The sequence below is a fragment of the Clostridia bacterium genome (genome assembly GCA_035628995.1).
Taxonomy (GTDB): Bacteria; Bacillota; Clostridia; order Lutisporales; family Lutisporaceae; genus BRH-c25.
The window spans coordinates 63,078-79,281 of sequence record DASPIR010000008.1; the positions used below are offsets into that span (position 1 = coordinate 63,078).

Annotated in this window: 14 protein-coding genes; 11 read left to right on the forward strand and 3 right to left on the reverse strand. The window is 36.9% G+C overall.

The window, feature by feature from the left end:
* Nucleotides 1-47 precede the first annotated feature (47 nt).
* Nucleotides 48-305 (forward strand): hypothetical protein, encoded by a 258-nt coding sequence (locus VEB00_01920; GenBank protein HYF81773.1) that lies wholly within the window; start codon nucleotides 48-50, stop codon nucleotides 303-305.
* Between the two features lie 53 nt (nucleotides 306-358).
* On the opposite strand, the gene VEB00_01925 is transcribed toward VEB00_01920, so the two are convergent.
* Nucleotides 359-991, reverse strand: a complete 633-nt coding sequence (locus VEB00_01925) for a TetR/AcrR family transcriptional regulator (GenBank protein ID HYF81774.1) — start codon at nucleotides 989-991, stop codon at nucleotides 359-361.
* 237 nt (nucleotides 992-1,228) lie between these two features.
* Between VEB00_01925 and VEB00_01930 the strand changes: the two genes are divergently transcribed.
* The 5 genes from VEB00_01930 to VEB00_01950 all read left to right on the forward strand — a co-directional run bounded on the left by VEB00_01930 (nucleotide 1,229) and on the right by VEB00_01950 (nucleotide 11,318).
* A complete protein-coding gene (locus VEB00_01930) occupies nucleotides 1,229-5,524 on the forward strand; it encodes an acyl-CoA dehydratase activase-related protein (protein HYF81775.1) in 4,296 nt (1,431 codons plus the stop codon).
* A 183-nt stretch (nucleotides 5,525-5,707) separates the two neighbouring features.
* Nucleotides 5,708-6,580 carry an AraC family transcriptional regulator gene (locus tag VEB00_01935; protein HYF81776.1) on the forward strand — a complete coding sequence of 291 codons (873 nt, stop codon included), beginning with the start codon at nucleotides 5,708-5,710 and terminating at the stop codon, nucleotides 6,578-6,580.
* An 809-nt stretch (nucleotides 6,581-7,389) separates the two neighbouring features.
* Nucleotides 7,390-9,282: a DUF3696 domain-containing protein gene (locus VEB00_01940; GenBank protein ID HYF81777.1), complete on the forward strand. Its 1,893-nt coding sequence runs from the start codon at nucleotides 7,390-7,392 to the stop codon at nucleotides 9,280-9,282.
* Nucleotides 9,283-9,298: 16 nt separating this feature from the next.
* A complete protein-coding gene (locus VEB00_01945) occupies nucleotides 9,299-10,297 on the forward strand; it encodes a hypothetical protein (GenBank protein ID HYF81778.1) in 999 nt (332 codons plus the stop codon).
* Between the two features lie 262 nt (nucleotides 10,298-10,559).
* On the forward strand, nucleotides 10,560-11,318 hold the full coding sequence (locus VEB00_01950) for a transposase (GenBank protein ID HYF81779.1): 759 nt from the start codon (nucleotides 10,560-10,562) through the stop codon (nucleotides 11,316-11,318).
* Nucleotides 11,319-11,357: 39 nt separating this feature from the next.
* Here the strand turns inward: VEB00_01950 and VEB00_01955 are convergent, their stop codons facing one another.
* Together VEB00_01955 and VEB00_01960 are read right to left on the reverse strand one after the other, a co-directional pair.
* On the reverse strand, nucleotides 11,358-11,927 hold the full coding sequence (locus tag VEB00_01955) for a hypothetical protein (GenBank protein ID HYF81780.1): 570 nt from the start codon (nucleotides 11,925-11,927) through the stop codon (nucleotides 11,358-11,360).
* Nucleotides 11,928-12,014: 87 nt separating this feature from the next.
* Nucleotides 12,015-12,647: a 4Fe-4S binding protein gene (locus VEB00_01960; GenBank protein ID HYF81781.1), complete on the reverse strand. Its 633-nt coding sequence runs from the start codon at nucleotides 12,645-12,647 to the stop codon at nucleotides 12,015-12,017.
* A 790-nt stretch (nucleotides 12,648-13,437) separates the two neighbouring features.
* On the opposite strand from VEB00_01960, the gene VEB00_01965 reads away from it, so the two are divergent.
* The 5 genes from VEB00_01965 to VEB00_01985 all read left to right on the forward strand — a co-directional run bounded on the left by VEB00_01965 (nucleotide 13,438) and on the right by VEB00_01985 (nucleotide 15,893).
* Nucleotides 13,438-13,620 (forward strand): hypothetical protein, encoded by a 183-nt coding sequence (locus VEB00_01965; GenBank protein HYF81782.1) that lies wholly within the window; start codon nucleotides 13,438-13,440, stop codon nucleotides 13,618-13,620.
* Between the two features lie 244 nt (nucleotides 13,621-13,864).
* Nucleotides 13,865-14,518, forward strand: coding sequence for a hypothetical protein (locus VEB00_01970; protein ID HYF81783.1), 654 nt, complete (start codon nucleotides 13,865-13,867; stop codon nucleotides 14,516-14,518).
* Between the two features lie 92 nt (nucleotides 14,519-14,610).
* Nucleotides 14,611-15,054, forward strand: coding sequence for a flavodoxin family protein (locus VEB00_01975; GenBank protein HYF81784.1), 444 nt, complete (start codon nucleotides 14,611-14,613; stop codon nucleotides 15,052-15,054).
* A 223-nt stretch (nucleotides 15,055-15,277) separates the two neighbouring features.
* Nucleotides 15,278-15,565, forward strand: coding sequence for a nucleotidyltransferase domain-containing protein (locus tag VEB00_01980; protein ID HYF81785.1), 288 nt, complete (start codon nucleotides 15,278-15,280; stop codon nucleotides 15,563-15,565).
* Complete coding sequence (locus VEB00_01985) at nucleotides 15,555-15,893, forward strand: HepT-like ribonuclease domain-containing protein (GenBank protein ID HYF81786.1); 339 nt, start codon at nucleotides 15,555-15,557, stop codon at nucleotides 15,891-15,893. The genes VEB00_01980 and VEB00_01985 overlap by 11 nt, the downstream gene beginning before the upstream one ends.
* Nucleotides 15,894-16,204: the final 311 nt, after the last annotated feature.

Sequence of the window (16,204 nt, forward strand, 5' to 3'; positions counted from 1 at the left end):
GAATAATATTATGTAAACCTAGTAATTCGGAATAACAAAAGCCCATATTGATAAAATATAGCGGAAGAAAAATTGCGGCGAGCATGTCCGGTATGCCCCATGCAGGGAACGACAGTGCTGCGGCTGGAGCATGGACAAACTGGAGAAGCGACAACTATGGAGCAGGAACTAACTTTGATTGGATTAAGAATAACGAAATGGATGGACATTTTGACATACATTTTCTGAACAGCACCAAGCATGTGGATGGCGAGATTGATGCTGTGCATCAGGCAAATATTAAAATCTCGGCAGGCTTGAAGTAAAGAAAAATGCAGGCTGTACAAATAGTTGTACAGCCTGCATTTTTAATACTATTCTAATTCTCTTTTTTAAACCCTGCTACTTTGAAGGGTCCGAGCAGGAACATTTTTGATAGGATCAGCGCCATTTCTTCCGGAGATTTTTCCATGCCGGTTTCCAGCCAATGTTGAATGACTCCCAAATGAGCAGATAGTACATATGAGATAAAGTATTCCTGGGGAACCAGCATATTCTCTTTCTTAAATGCTTTGATAAGCTTCTTCTCAAATAGGCTGCTTTCTATAAGCTCTTTAATTTTGGTATGAAATTTCGGATCCCCTTTCGGACCTAAAATAGCCTTCATAAATGCTGAATTCTCTTTGAGATATTCGAAGACCTTTATCATGAAGGGCATAGGCTTATCTACAGAATCTACGTTAGTTACATATTCTGCGTTTACTGTATCCAGATTAGTTACTTTATCAATACCCTCTCGCAGCTCCTGTATGACTTCGTCTTCAATCTTCTCCAGCAAGTCATATTTATCAACATAGTGCAAGTAAAAGGTTCCTCTGTTGATATCGGCTTTTGCAGTAATGTCGGTAATTGATATATTGTTATATCCAGACTCTTCTATTAACTCTGATAAAGCATTTCTTATCAGCTTTTTTGTACGAATAGTTCGCCTGTCATTTGGTGACTTTAGCATTCGTATTTCCCCCATTTTTTAGCTATATTTGGAAATTATAATGAACATATGTGCTTATAATGTTGAGTAATCAACACTATAAAATGTGTTGCCTATTGCGTTATACTTTATTAACATTATAATATGCATATAAGCATTTAATCAACATGATGTCCATAATATGTGCTGTAATAGTTGCATATCCAGTGATAAATTGAAGGCCATGGAGGTGGGTGCAGCGTATCTGCTGTGCGTTGAATGAATAAGCTGTTCCATGTAGGTATTGATATCGGATCTACAACAGTAAAAGTAGTAATTTTGAATGCAAGTAAAGAGATAGTCTATAGTAAATATGAGAGGCATTTCGCTGATATTAAGAAAAAGCTTCAGCATATGCTTCATGATGCCTATAAAAGGATGGCCGATGCGCAGTTAACTGTAATGATTACCGGCTCCGGCGGAATGAATATTGCAAAAAATATGGGAGTTTCTTTCACCCAAGAGGTTATAGCCGCCACAAAGGCAATCAAAACCTATTATCCCCAGACTGACGTAGCAATTGAATTGGGTGGGGAAGACGCAAAGATTACATATTTTACTGATGGAATAGAACAGAGAATGAACGGTACTTGTGCAGGGGGCACAGGTTCTTTTATAGATCAAATGGCTTCTTTGCTTAGAGTAGATGCAATGGGGCTAAACGAGCTGGCCAAGAATCATAAGGTCATTTACCCTATAGCGGCCAGATGTGGAGTTTTTGCAAAGACTGATGTGCAGCCACTCTTAAATGAGGGTGTAGCAAAGGAGAATATTGCAGCGTCCATACTTCAGGCTGTTGTCATTCAGACTATCAGTGGGCTGGCATGCGGAAGACCTATCAGAGGGAATGTAGCTTTCCTGGGCGGGCCGCTGTTTTTCCTTTCAGAGCTGAGGGAACGGTTTATTGATACCTTGAAACTGAAAGGGGAGCAGATAATTTTTCCTGAAAACTCACAGCTCTATGTAGCAATCGGAGCAGCTTTATCTTCTTTAGATGAGGCATTTGTATCATTTAAGTCATTGCTTAGCAATTTAGAAAACCATGGAAGCATTTCCAATGGCGAAACAAATAGATTAGCACCGCTTTTCTCTGACGAGAAAGAATATTCGGAGTTCAAATCAAGACACAGCAGGAATTCTATAAAAAGACGAGAGTTGTCAACCTTCGAGGGAGAATGCTTTTTAGGAATAGATGCGGGCTCAACAACTACAAAGATAGCCCTGGTAGACGGCGAAGGTGCCCTTCTGCACACTTATTACGGGAGCAATGAAGGAAGCCCTCTCAAGTCCACAATAAAAGCACTTAAAGAGCTTTACAGTCTTTTACCGGAAAAAGCGAAGATAGTAAATTCAACTGTTTCAGGCTACGGAGAAGGCCTGCTGAAAGCAGCCTTAAATATAGATATCGGTGAAATAGAAACAATCGCCCATTATAAAGCCGCTGAGTTTTTCTGCCCGGGAGTAGACTTTATATTGGATATTGGCGGCCAGGATATGAAGTGCCTGAAAATAAAGGATGGCGTAATTGAGAGCATACTCCTGAATGAGGCTTGCTCTTCAGGCTGCGGCTCGTTTTTAGACACCTTCGCAAGCTCGCTGGGTATGGGCATAGAAGAGTTTGCGGCAGAAGCAATAGCAGCAGAGAAACCTGTTGACCTTGGCTCAAGATGTACCGTATTCATGAACTCAAGGGTTAAACAGTCTCAGAAGGAAGGCGCATCAGTAAGTGATATTTCTGCAGGTTTATCCTATTCGGTAATAAAAAATGCATTATTTAAAGTAATTAAAGTCAAAAGCCCGGAAGAGCTTGGAGAAAAAATAGTCGTCCAAGGTGGCACCTTCTATAATGACGCAGTGCTTAAGAGCTTTGAAATCCTATCGGGCAGAGAAGCCATAAGACCGGACATCGCAGGTATAATGGGGGCCTTTGGAGCGGCTTTGATATCAAGAGAAAGATATGAAGAAGGACATAACACAAGCTTGCTGGATGAAGGTCAGCTGAATGGTTTTGACCTTAATACAGGTATTTCCAGGTGCGGGTTGTGTTCAAACAACTGCTTGCTAACCATAAACAAGTTTGGAAATGGCGGAAGCTTTATATCAGGGAACAGATGTGAAAGAGGAGCAGGTAAGGAAAAGGAACATGGCTCTTTGCCAAATCTGTTTGATTATAAATATAAGAGAATTTTTAAATATAAACCTTTGGATATTAAACAGGCACGCAGGGGTATAGTAGGTATCCCAAGGGTTTTGAACATGTATGAGGATTATCCTTTCTGGTTCACAATGTTTACTGAGATGGGCTTTAGAGTGGAATTATCCGACAGATCCTCAAATAAGCTGTACGAAAAGGGCATTGAGACAATACCTTCAGAGTCTGTATGCTATCCCGGCAAGCTGGTGCATGGGCATATCATGAATCTTATTGAGAAGGGCGTAAAATTCATTTTCTATCCTTCCATCACACATGAGCAGCGAGAGCAGAAGGAGGCAGACAATCATTTTAATTGCCCTATAGTGGTTTCATATCCTGAGGTTATAAAAAACAATATGGATGTTTTAAGAGAAGAAAATATATTGTTTATGAAGCCATTCCTTCCCTTTGACAATGAAGACAGGCTGATAAACCGATTGCACAAGGAATTCAAAGCATTTAATATCGGCAAAATGGAAATCAGAGAATGTGTGCGCAGGGCTTATAAGGAGCAGGAAGCTTTTAAAAAGGATATCCAAAAGGCTGGAGAAGATGCACTGAAGCTTATGAGAGAGAAGGGCTTCAAGGGAGTAGTACTTGCGGGAAGGCCTTATCATGTAGATCCTCAGATACATCATGGCATACCGGATATGATAAATTCCCTTGGTATGGCAGTGCTGACGGAAGACTCAGTATCTCATCTGGGACGCATTGAAAGACCCCTCAGAGTAGTGGATCAGTGGGCATATCACACAAGGCTCTATGCTGCAGCAAGCTTTGCAGCAAAGCAGAAGGACTTGGAGCTGGTGCAGCTGAATTCCTTTGGATGCGGACTGGATGCTGTTACGACAGACCAGGTGCAGGAGATACTGCACGGAAATTCGAAGATTTATACAACTCTTAAGATAGATGAAGGAAACAATCTGGGAGCGGCGAGGATAAGACTTCGTTCCCTAAAGGCTACAATGTCAGAACGAGAGAAAAATGGCTTTGAGCTTAAGAAGATAGACAACAGGTATAAGAAAGTGGAGTTTACGAAAGCCATGAGGCAAAAGCACACTATTCTGGTACCTCAGATGTCTCCTATGCATTTTCAATTTTTAGAAGAGGCATTCAAACAATCCGGCTACAATATGGTGATACTGGCATCAACAGATTACGGAGCTGTAGATGAAGGCTTGAAGTATGTAAATAATGATGCCTGCTATCCTGCGATAATTGTCATAGGGCAGCTTATAGAAGCATTAAAATCCGGCAAGTATGATTTGAACAATACTTCAGTCATGATATCTCAGACTGGCGGAGGCTGTAGGGCTACCAATTATATAGGCTTCTTGAGAAAAGCCCTGAAGGATGCCGGGTATGAAAAAATCCCTGTGATATCCCTAAATGCTATAGGTATAGAGAAGAACTCAGGCTTTAAATTTACCATGGACCTGTTGAATAAAGCGTTGATGGGACTTGTATATGGCGATTTGTTAATGAATGTACTTTATAGAGTCAGACCCTACGAAAGAATCAAAGGCTCTGCCAATGAGCTATATGAAAAATGGGCTGCAATATGTACAAAATCCCTGAGCTATGCCAATAGAAAGGTTTTCAAGGAAATCATCGGGCAGATCGTAAAGGAATTTGAAGAGTTTGAGATAATCAATGAGGTTAAGCCTAAGGTCGGCTTGGTCGGGGAGATACTCGTCAAGTTCCATCCGACAGCAAACAATAATGTTGTAAGCCTGGTGGAGGCTGAAGGTGCAGAAGCAGTAATGCCCGGACTCACTGACTTCCTACTGTATAGCGCTTATGGTCTGGACTATAAGTATAAGTACTTGTCAGGAAGTAAAATGTCTCAGATATTCGGCAACGCAGCTATCAAGATTATAGAATATTTTAGGAGTGCCTATAGAGATGCATTATCGACCAGCTATAGGTTCTATGCTCCAAAAACAATAGAAGAAATAGCAGAAGGAGCCTCCTCAGTTGTGGGTTTGGGCCACCAGACCGGAGAAGGCTGGTTCCTGACAGGTGAGATGGTTGAGCTTATACACAGCGGAGTCAAAAACATCATCTGCATGCAGCCCTTCGCCTGCTTGCCAAACCACGTAACCGGAAAAGGAATGATGAGAGAACTAAAAAGAGTCTACCCCGGAACCAATATAGTAGCCATAGACTATGACCCGGGCGCAAGCGAAGTAAATCAGCTGAACAGGATAAAACTTATGATTTCAACAGCATTTGAAAATATCGAAGGGCTTAAGACCCATAAAGTAAAATCCTTTGTCCCGAAGGACTATGGACAGATGCATGGGACGGTGAGCATATAAAATGTAGGGGCGAACATTGTTCGCCCACCTAAAATACCTAACGTAGGGAACGGTGTCTCACCGTTCCTTTATAATTTAGGGCATTCGGATTATAATATCATTTAGGCCTACATAATTGTGCACGGAAAGTCGGATAGTTGCATTCAATTTCTGCTATTCTATTGATGAGAGGAGGTCATAAAAATGGATTTGCTTAAAAAAATGAATGAATCACTGAACTATATTGAAGAAAACCTTACTGATGATATTGACTATAAAGAAGTAGCAAGGCTGGCTTTTTGCTCTGAATATCATTTCAAAAGAATGTTTTCGTTCCTTGCAGGTATTACACTATCGGAGTACATCCGCCGCAGACGCCTTACTATGGCAGCATTTGAGTTTAACGATAGCAGCACAAGGATAATTGATGTGGCGATTAAATATGGATACAACTCACCGGACTCTTTTACAAGAGCTTTTCAAAGCCTGCATGGGATAACACCATCAGAAGCCAGGAACAATGGTCAATCACTAAAAGCCTATCCACGAATGACCTTTCAGCTATCAATTAAAGGAGGAAGTGAAATGAACTACAGAATTGAAGAAAAAGAGGCATTCCGCATAGTCGGCATCAAGAAAAGAGTTCCTATAATATTCAACGGAGTTAACCCCGAGATTGCCTCTATGTGGAAAAGTCTGAATGATGAGACAATAAATAAACTTAAGAGTCTTTCTAATGTCAAACCATTGGGACTGCTTAGCGCATCCACGAACTTTTCAGAAGGCCGAATGGAGGAAAAAGGCGAGCTTGATCATTATATAGGCGTGGCAACAACAAAGGAGTGCCCAGATAACCTGACACAGCTCCAAGTCCCCGCCTCAACCTGGGCTGTATTTGAAGCAGTCGGACCCTTCCCCGATACACTGCAAAATATCTGGGGACGCATCTATTCCGAATGGTTCCCATCCTCAAGCTACGAGCAGACAGAAGGCCCGGAGATTTTGTGGAATGAGAATAAAGATGTAACTTCACCAAAGTTTAGAAGTGAGATATGGATACCGGTTTTGAAAAAGTAGGGAATTGATAGACGTTAGCGAAGGTAGCACGAGTTGCTGCCTTCTTTATTTTTTTGCTACCATCCGGAATATATTGGAATTTGTGGAGGAGTTTTGGATAAATAGTAGAACTTATAATATAATAACAACGAAATGCATTCTATGTGATTATTGTATAGTACTAATTTAAATGTATTGTGGATAATGTATATAATAGTAAGCTGGCATGAGATTAATTATTGTACTGCAATTTCAAATATCAGTTTTGCAGACTAATTTTGTATATTAACTGTTTTGATTCATAATCATGAGGCTAAAAATATGAGTGGATAAGGTAGCATAGATAATCGACTTATAGAAACTTCGACATAATAAAAGCTTTCTATAAAGGTATTTGAAATCTGAAACATGAGCAGGTCAGTACCTGAGGTGCATTTCTAAAAAGATACTAGGTGTACAAGCCATCATATAGCAAATTGTAATTGAAATGAGGTTTCAAAAGGCACGTAATGGAGGATACAAGAATATGCTATTCTATCATATTCAAGTTCAAAGATTTTGGCTTATCAAGTGGGGATATATTTCAGGGACTGTGGATAGTAAAGATGATGTAGGTAAGGAGAATAACTAATTAAGATGTGGCAATAGATATTTGTATATCTGGACATGTAGTATTATTATTATCTAGATGGAATTAAAAAGGTAATATGTCTACTTCTAATTTGAACTTGCGTCTGTCTCCTGCTATTTGTTCAAATTAACTGAAAAAGTGAGTCAATATATTATTAAATAGAATAAAAACCATATATACTAAGGAGGTATAATTAAGAATGTTAAAGTCTATTCAGTTAAAGAATTTCAAGAGCTTTGTTGATACAAAGGATATTGAACTTACACCCATTACTTTGCTATCTGGGCAAAATAGTAGTGGAAAGAGTACTTTAATACAAGCGCTATTAGTTCTTAAGCAAACCCTTGAAAGTCCATTTTCGGAAGAACCACTTATATTAAATGGAGCATATGTTTCACTCGGTGAATATTATGATATTTTAAACAGTCAAGCAGATTGTGGTGATTCAATCGAATTTGGTGTAAAATTGAAGAATACTAGCGCTATAAATAAAGGACCTAATGAAATAGATATGTTTAAATATCCGTTATTAATGCAGAATAACATTAAGGAAGTAAGCCTTAATATTGAGATTGATACTCAAGTGATTAATGAAGAGCAAAGGGGTAATTTACTAAAACTAAAAAGAGCTAATATATCTAGTGTTATAGATCAAGAGAAATTTGACTTAAATATAGTGAGAAATATTAATCTTATAGAAAAACTTAATCAAAATTATGATTTAGATAATAATTTTAAATTTGATGATATAGGAATGATATTTGATATAGATAAGCCGAGAAAGTTTGATCCGAAACCAGAAGCCGTAAAGATGAACAAGTTTTTACCAGATATTGTGTTTCATCCTAAAAATCAAAAATTAATTGAGATACAAGACAAGTTTTTTGAAAAATTTACCATGGTATTAGATAAATTAATTGGTGTTATATCAGATAATAATGATTTCTCAAAAAATGGACTTAAACCATACTATATGATAAGAACTGTACATGCCAAATATTTTAAATATCGACGCAAAAAAGAAAGTAACGAATTTGATGAAGCTAAAATAATCGCAAAAGATGAAATATTACAATTGTTGGAAAATTTGATTAGTGATTATGCAGAATATCATTTTAAAGAAATTCAGAGCTATATGAATTCGATTCTTTCAAAACTAGAAATAGATGAATTGAAAGAAGTTAAATGTTTTGTTGATAGTTATGTGTCTATAATTAATGAAGCCAGAAATGCGAGGAAGACTTTGGCTCTAAAACTTGCTAAAAACCTAAGGCTGTGTAATAACAATGTTCCCGCTACTTTTGGAGATGTTAATGATTATATAGTAAATGCATTTAATAAAATATACTATCTAGGTCCCTTAAGAGAAGAACCTAAAGTATTCTATAGGCGTTCTGGCTCTACAGACCCAATGTATGTTGGACAGAAGGGAGAAAATGTCGCTTTTGTGCTTAAATATTATAATAATAGAATAATAACAACAATACTACCAGGCGACAATCGCTATGAACCTAAGAATTCAATTATAGAACAGAAAACGTTAGGTATTGCAGTGAAAGAATGGTTGAAATATATAGGAATAGCAAATGATGTAAAAGTAGAAGAGATGGGGAAAATTGGACTTAGTCTTCGTGCTAACATATATGGAGACAAAGATGCTGACTTAACAAATGTTGGGGTAGGTGTTAGCCAAGTACTTCCATTGATTGTTATGGGTTTAGCAGCTCCGATAGACTCAATATTAATATTTGAACAACCGGAACTCCATTTACACCCATATGTGCAAAGCCGTCTTGCTGATTTCTTCATTGCAATGTCAAAGTTAGGAAAGCAAATAATTGCGGAAACTCATAGTGAACATTTAATTCACAGAATGAGATATCATATAGCAGCTCGAAATATTAATATTAGTGAAGATATAAATGTTTACTTTGCTCAAAGAGACAATGAAGCTAAAAAATCTGATATTATCAAAGTTAATATTGATAAGTTTGGTGCTATTGACAGTTGGCCCAAAGGATTCTTTGATGAAACGAACAAGCTTTTAGATGACATTTTAAATGCAGCTTTAGAAAGAGAAGATATATTCTAGAATGGGGGGGAGAGGTTTGATTCCAGTATTGATAGAGCCTTCTAATCTTTGTTTTGACCTTGCATATAGTAATACTAAATTTTTAAACCAAGCAGATGAAATAAATGAATTTAAAGCTTTCGTTAGAGAAGTATCAGCTATGTTTGATAAGCTTATAGAATTTAAGCTTGCTATTGCAGTTACAAAAGAATTAAGAGAAATATTTGCACATTCTGTCCCAATAAGTATATATGGAGGTAATACTCCTTTGGAAAAACTAGCAATTGAAGTTTTAAGCAAAAAATTAAAGCTCAATTCAAAAGTTGTACATAAGTATGGAGATCATGGTATAGAAATTGACTTTGAAGAAATTTCAGTAGATAAAACTTTACCAATATATAATACAGATACTTATTTGCATTGGAGAGATATGGCAGCCCTTGTTGTAATTAATAGATTGCCGAATTGTACTTTAAAGTCTAGAAGGCTGACCATATTTAAAAGTAAGTATGCTTTATTAAAAGGCAATAAAGGAATAAGTGAAAACTTATGCATCGCAGATAGCTTAGAGTATTTAAGTGATTCTGATGAAGTTAATATGTTCAGATTTATTCTTGGTCTTTTAACTAATGATAATGTTCATGTAGTTCCATGTGCTGGTACTGGAACACATAGTTCTATGTGGGGTAACAGCATTGAATGTATCACCGATATTCCTACATTAGAGCGTGAGTTGATTAAAAAGTTGATAAACACAGGTTGCGTTAAATCACTTACATTTCTTTCATTCGAAAAGACGTTACCTGCTGTTGGGTCTCCCATATTAGAAATAGATAAAGTAGTCGAAAAAGATAAAAGTACACAGTTACTGTGTACTTTGAGAGGGAAAGGAGTCAAAAAGCATTGTCAGGATGTTAGTATCGAGATTGGAAATGAATATGCAAGTAGCTTTAAGAGTTATTTTGGTAAAGCTATAAGCTTAGATAAATTGGACAAGCTATTTGAGTTAAATGTAGCAATTACAAAAGAGCAATAATTAAAATAGAGAGTTTAGATCTAAATGAAGAAAATAATTAATTAAGTGCCAGATACGGGGACGAGGGTGGGACGAGGGGACAGGTACCTTGTCCCTACGTAAATTATTGATATACTTTTGTTGAGGTGATGGACTTGTCAAGAGATGAAAGAATTAGAAGCAAAAGCAGAATATACCACATAATGCTTCGAGGAATGGGACGAGGGGACAGGTACCTTGTCCCTACGTAAATTATTGATATACTTTTGTTGAGGTGATGGACATGCCAAGAGATGCAAGAGTTAGAAGTAAAAGCAGAATATACCACATAATGCTTCGAGGAATAAACAAACAAGATATTTTTGAGGATGAAGAAGATGTAGAGAGATTACTTGAAACAATAAAGAAATATAAAGAAGTGAGTGAATTCGAAATATTTGCCTACTGTATAATGAGCAATCACATTCATATGCTTATTAGAGAGACTGAAGAATCCATTTCAAATATAATCAAGCGGATAAGCAGCAGTTATGTATTCTGGTACAATAAGAAGTATGAGCGGTGTGGGCATATGTTTCAGGAGAGGTTCAGGAGCGAAGCTGTAGAAAGTGATGAATACTTTTTGTCGGTACTGAGATATATTCATCAGAACCCGGTGAAAGCGGGAATAGTTAAGGACATTCATGATTATAAATGGAATAGCTATAAAGAGTATATTGGAAAAACTGAAATAGTAGATGTAGATTTTGCATTGGATATGTATTCATCTGATAGAAAAAGAGCAATAGAATTATTCCAGAACTTTAATATGCAGAGGAACAATGATATGTGCTTGGAAGATGAGGAAAAATCAAGGGTATCAGATAGTAAAATAAAGGAGTATTTCAAGGAACTGGATATAATGGATCCGAAAGAAGTAAGACAGCTAGAAAAGGGCAAAAGAGATGAAATTCTGAAGAAACTTAAAATAAAGAATGGAGTAACAATAAGACAATTATCCAGGATTACAGGAATATCAAAGAGTGTAATAGATAGAACTTAGGGACAAGGTACCTGTCCCTTATGTCTTGGTACCTGTCCCCTATGTCTTCTTTCGAAGAGCCAGGTCGGAGATCGTATTAATGGGGCATATGGTACACCATGTTTTAGGCTTGAACAGCCAAGCTAGTATCAACCCTAAAACAGTAGTTGTAAACATCATTGAGTAAATCCTAAAGGATAACTGTATAGCCCAATCCGGGAAAACTCCAAAATTGAGGAATTGAGGCATATCCCACGGTATCTGAAAAGCAATCATAAATCTTACCTTATCCATTAAAGGTCTTCTGCCTGCGAATACCATAATCGTCGACATTGTTAAGACAAAGAAGTTAAACAGAAAGTAAGCCAGCATGATCCATTTTGCTCTGCCGTTTATCAGCCACTTCGGACCGGGCTTTCCCGTTAAGGATCTGTTTTGAAATAGTACACTGAACAAATTGGCTCTAGGGCAATAACCCTGGCACCAGGTCTTACGTTTATCCTTGGCGAGCAGAATAAACGGTGTGATGATACATGCAAATCCGACCCATGCAAAAATGATATTGAAAAATCCAAGCGCAAAAAACAATAGTGTGAGGATATATAGATAATTCGTCCAATTTTTCTTCATATAAAGCACGTCCTTTTCTCTAAATTAAGATCATCATTTTTTATAACGAGTAGGCGTATCTGTTCCACCTTAATTTTTCAAAATACTTTAATTAAAGCCTTTTTTATAAGTTATTGCTTTTACAGGGCAAATCTGCGTACAATTCATACACAAAAGGCAATGTGTCGGATCAATTTGTACGCCTTTTTCCTTTTCTATCTTAATGGCATCACCGGGACAATCACGTTCGCAAGCTGAGCAGCTGATGCAGCCACTGGCTTTAATCCCAAGCTTGGAAAACCTGCCTGTCAAGCTGAATAAAACGCCCCATGGGCACAAATACCTATGCCATGACCGTTCGTTAATAAAAAATGCAGTAATAAGGCCCAATGGTATGATGATTAAAGGCAATGGGAATTTCCGTCCCTGCGTAATCGTATAAATGGTATACCCAAGACCAATTAGAAATAAGCTGAATACGATCCAACGGAGCTTCTCTGTTTTAAGGATTCCCGGAATTTGCTTTTTCTGCAGTTTGAGTTTTTTACTTAACCAGACCGCAGGCTTCATGAGTGTATTGATTGGGCACGCCCAACCACAGTAAAATCTTCCGAAGAAGGCAGCCAGGATAATAGATAGGAATATGAAACCCATCCACAGTTGTGCTTTACCTGTAAACATGACGAACAGAAAAAAGCCTAAAAATAATAATTGCACAATTCCCCTTGTATTTCTAATCATTGGTATCCTCCTAATATAATATTGACTATACCCGTATGGGGTATGTTCAATATTATACGGACATAAGATATATTTGTCAATTCATATATTATGATATTACGATATTACGATATATGGGAAATCTTCTATTTATGAAATTTTTTAATGACCTCATCTACCTCGGGAATGCCGCCTTGGTAGATCAGAGTTAGATGCCAGTCTGTCAACTGCGTGTCCAGCGAAGCTGGACTGTGCTAACCGGTGAAAGTCCGGTCCCGGTAGTCGCCAAGGAGCCGGGTAAGAGGGTAGGTGTCAGGCCCGACGTTTAGTCAGTTATTTAAGAAAAAGCTAATAACAACCGTCTAACAGTGCTTTCCCTGACACTTGATTTCTTACGTAATTCAACAAACAAAAAAATACAAAATTGTTGCGCATTGGAAAATATAAGGCTATAATTATTGTAGGGGAATTGAAAAAGGTCGCCATGACCTGTAAGTGCTCGAACACTTACAGGCTCATGCAGGTGAAACACCACCCACAAACGCAGCTTTCGCTGCCACAGCAACCTTATGTTATTATAGTCTATTTTTACAGTAATTTCAAGAACCGTTCCATTGCATTGATGTTACAGTGTGTTTGCATTGTAATTTGCATGGATGCCGGGGATCTGAATGATAACATAAAGTGCATGTGTGGGATAAAACCTGCATATGCACTTTTTCAATTTCCCCTCCTAAAGAAGATAAGGAGGGGAAATATATGATAAAAGGTCCTAATTGCATTCAGCTTGCGGGGCAAGGAGGTATAGGGTATGTACGGTTTTTTTAGGTTCAGCAGCATTAGAGAGGGACTTATTTTCATAGCAGTACAGTCAGCCATTCTGACCATTGCTTTGCTTTACGAGTATCGGCGGAAGCGGCTTGAGAAAAAACAGAAGGATCTGAAGAGCCTTATATTTGACATTGAAATTCTTACAGAGCATAAGCATAAGTGATGTAGAATAGGTGCCAGGCCCGACATTTAGAGAGTTATTTAAAAGTATTGACCTTCTGATATGCTGGAGTCAGTATTGTATCGGGAGGTTTTTTTATGGGAAGACCTAAATAAAAAGTATTAGAATTAACCATATTACGGTTAACCGTACCACAAGTAATTACGAAAAGCTAGCTGGGTATAGTTAAAAGTTCCCAATATACTGCCGATAATATTTTAGACCCAAATTAAAGGAGTGTATTGATGTGAATATTACTAATTCTATAGACATGCAGACATTCTCTTATCGTTTCAATAACGTAAAGAGTGATAAAAACACAAGTTATAAAGACGAATTTACGAATGCACTTAGTAAACAAATGCAAGAAAGAATAAGCGACAGGTTGAACAACAGCAGAAGAACAAGTTCAATTCCTCCTATGTTGCTGGATAAATTAAAGACCTTATCAGGACCTGTGTTTGAAGATGTTACATATAATGAAGAGTATGAACATTTATTTGAATGCGGAGAGTATAAGCTTTTTAGGACTTATTTGGATAACGTCGAAGGGGATGGGGGGAAAGCATACTATCTTATCAGATTGAGACCATGCAGTAAGGATGCAAAAATTGATAGCGATAAGTTGCAGGATATATTTGAAAAAGCGATTGAAATTGTTAATAATGTAATACCTATTTATGCGAAAATGAATGGCACGGCTATTCTCGCTGGAATAGACTATCAATTACCATTTTGTGAAGCTACCGGGAAGGTTGACTTTAAGTCTTTTGTCAAAGATTTAATGCAAGGCTTGAATTGTGAAATCAGCAATTTACCAATTGATGATCATATAAAGGAAGAACTGCAAAAAATGCTAAAGGAATGTGAAGATATTCTTTCAAAAGCTATTGATAAATAAAGTGCTGTACCTGGCACGTAATTCTATTAGACATTTAGCAATCATTATCGTAAAATAAAGTAAGATATTAACAAAAAAGCAGGAGTGATTTAATGAAATCATTAATTATTTATTCTTCTACTCACCATGGAAATACAAAAAAAATAGCTGCCGTAATAGCAGAAACTCTTGGAGCGGACTTACTCCAAACAGATGAGGTGAAAAGCAATTTATTAAAACAATATGATTTAATAGGTTTTGGTTCAGGTATTTTTAATGGGAAGCATCATGCAAAATTATACCAAACAATTGAGAAAGCAAAAATCAAGGGTAAAAGTGTTTTTGTATTTTCTACGAGCGGAACAGGAAATAATAAATATAATAAATCGCTCATAGACCATCTTACATCTAATGGTGCATTAGTTAAGAACAGTTTTTCATGTAAGGGTTTTGATACCTATGGTATATTCAAATGGATAGGTGGAATTGCTAAAGGACATCCGGATAGTAAGGATATAGAAAGTGCACGAAATTTTGCAAAGGCTCTTTTAAATTGAGTCAATTTACTACATACTTCAATTTTTATGGTCATTTTTTAGCAGTTTCCCTGATACCGAATTCTTTACCCTAAATACAAATTTGTGCCAATAACCGTCTAGCAGTCGTGCCTGGCACTTGATTTCTGGTGGAGAGGGAGCAGAAATAGGATGTTTATAAAACACATTATTATGATATAATTAGGTTAGGGATTTTGTTTGATTTGTTGGAGGTGATGTCAAAATGCTAACTATAAATAAGATCAAAAATTCAATAAGTGATATTATGGTAAAATATCCAATAAAGAAGATATCACTATTCGGGTCATATGCAGATGGTAGCGCAAGCGAAGAAAGTGATATAGATATTCTAGTTGAGTTTTTATCTCCTAATGTCTCACTGTTTTTGCTTTCAGACATCAAAAATGAGATCGAGTCAAGATTGAATAGGGAAGTAGATTTGATACATGCTCCTGTAGATGAGTATTCATTAATAGAAATAAATAAGGTAGTTGATATCTATGAACAATAGAGATTATCAGATAATAAAAAAGATATTGCTGGAAATTGATATAATTGAGGAACTAATAAAGGGATTTGACTTAGGAAAGTTTATAAGTGACGAACGCACAAAGAGAGCAGTTTGTATGACACTTATAAACATAGGAGAGCTTACTAAAAGTCTCACCGAAGAATTCAAACTGTCCTTTGGCCAAATTTCATGGCGAGGAATAGCCGGTATGAGAGACATTACTGCCCATAAGTATCAAACATTGAAGATGGGTGACGTATGGATTACCCTAGCAAATGATATTCCAAATTTTAAAATGCAGTTGAATGATATATTGAAAAATATTTAATTCAGGGATAGCAATTCAACACATGCTATCCTTTTCCTTTATTATGAAAATTAATGAGGATTAAAAGGAGACAAGCCTATGTTGATAGAATGTACTAATAGAATTACGTGCCAGGCTCTGAGGTTACTAATAGAATTACGTGCCAGGCTCTGAGGTTATTAGGTTATTATACTTATTGGTTTCAGTAACCAAATAACCTTTGCACTAGGCACCTAAATACTGAAGAGACTAAAAATAAAGAACGGAGTAACAATAAGACAATTATCCAGGATTACAGGAATATCAAAGAGTGTAATAAATAGAACTTAGGG

Excerpts from the sequence above, each read along its gene's own strand:
- VEB00_01925 (HYF81774.1), bottom strand. The coding sequence starts at position 991 with ATGCTAAAGTCACCAAATGACAGGCGAACTATTCGTACAAAAAAGCTG.
- VEB00_01930 (HYF81775.1), top strand. The coding sequence starts at position 1,229 with ATGAATAAGCTGTTCCATGTAGGTATTGATATCGGATCTACAACAGTA.
- VEB00_01935 (HYF81776.1), top strand. The coding sequence starts at position 5,708 with ATGGATTTGCTTAAAAAAATGAATGAATCACTGAACTATATTGAAGAA.
- VEB00_01940 (HYF81777.1), top strand. The coding sequence starts at position 7,390 with ATGTTAAAGTCTATTCAGTTAAAGAATTTCAAGAGCTTTGTTGATACA.
- VEB00_01950 (HYF81779.1), top strand. The coding sequence starts at position 10,560 with ATGCCAAGAGATGCAAGAGTTAGAAGTAAAAGCAGAATATACCACATA.
- VEB00_01955 (HYF81780.1), bottom strand. The coding sequence starts at position 11,927 with ATGAAGAAAAATTGGACGAATTATCTATATATCCTCACACTATTGTTT.
- VEB00_01960 (HYF81781.1), bottom strand. The coding sequence starts at position 12,647 with ATGATTAGAAATACAAGGGGAATTGTGCAATTATTATTTTTAGGCTTT.
- VEB00_01965 (HYF81782.1), top strand. The coding sequence starts at position 13,438 with ATGTACGGTTTTTTTAGGTTCAGCAGCATTAGAGAGGGACTTATTTTC.
- VEB00_01975 (HYF81784.1), top strand. The coding sequence starts at position 14,611 with ATGAAATCATTAATTATTTATTCTTCTACTCACCATGGAAATACAAAA.
- VEB00_01980 (HYF81785.1), top strand. The coding sequence starts at position 15,278 with ATGCTAACTATAAATAAGATCAAAAATTCAATAAGTGATATTATGGTA.
- VEB00_01985 (HYF81786.1), top strand. The coding sequence starts at position 15,555 with ATGAACAATAGAGATTATCAGATAATAAAAAAGATATTGCTGGAAATT.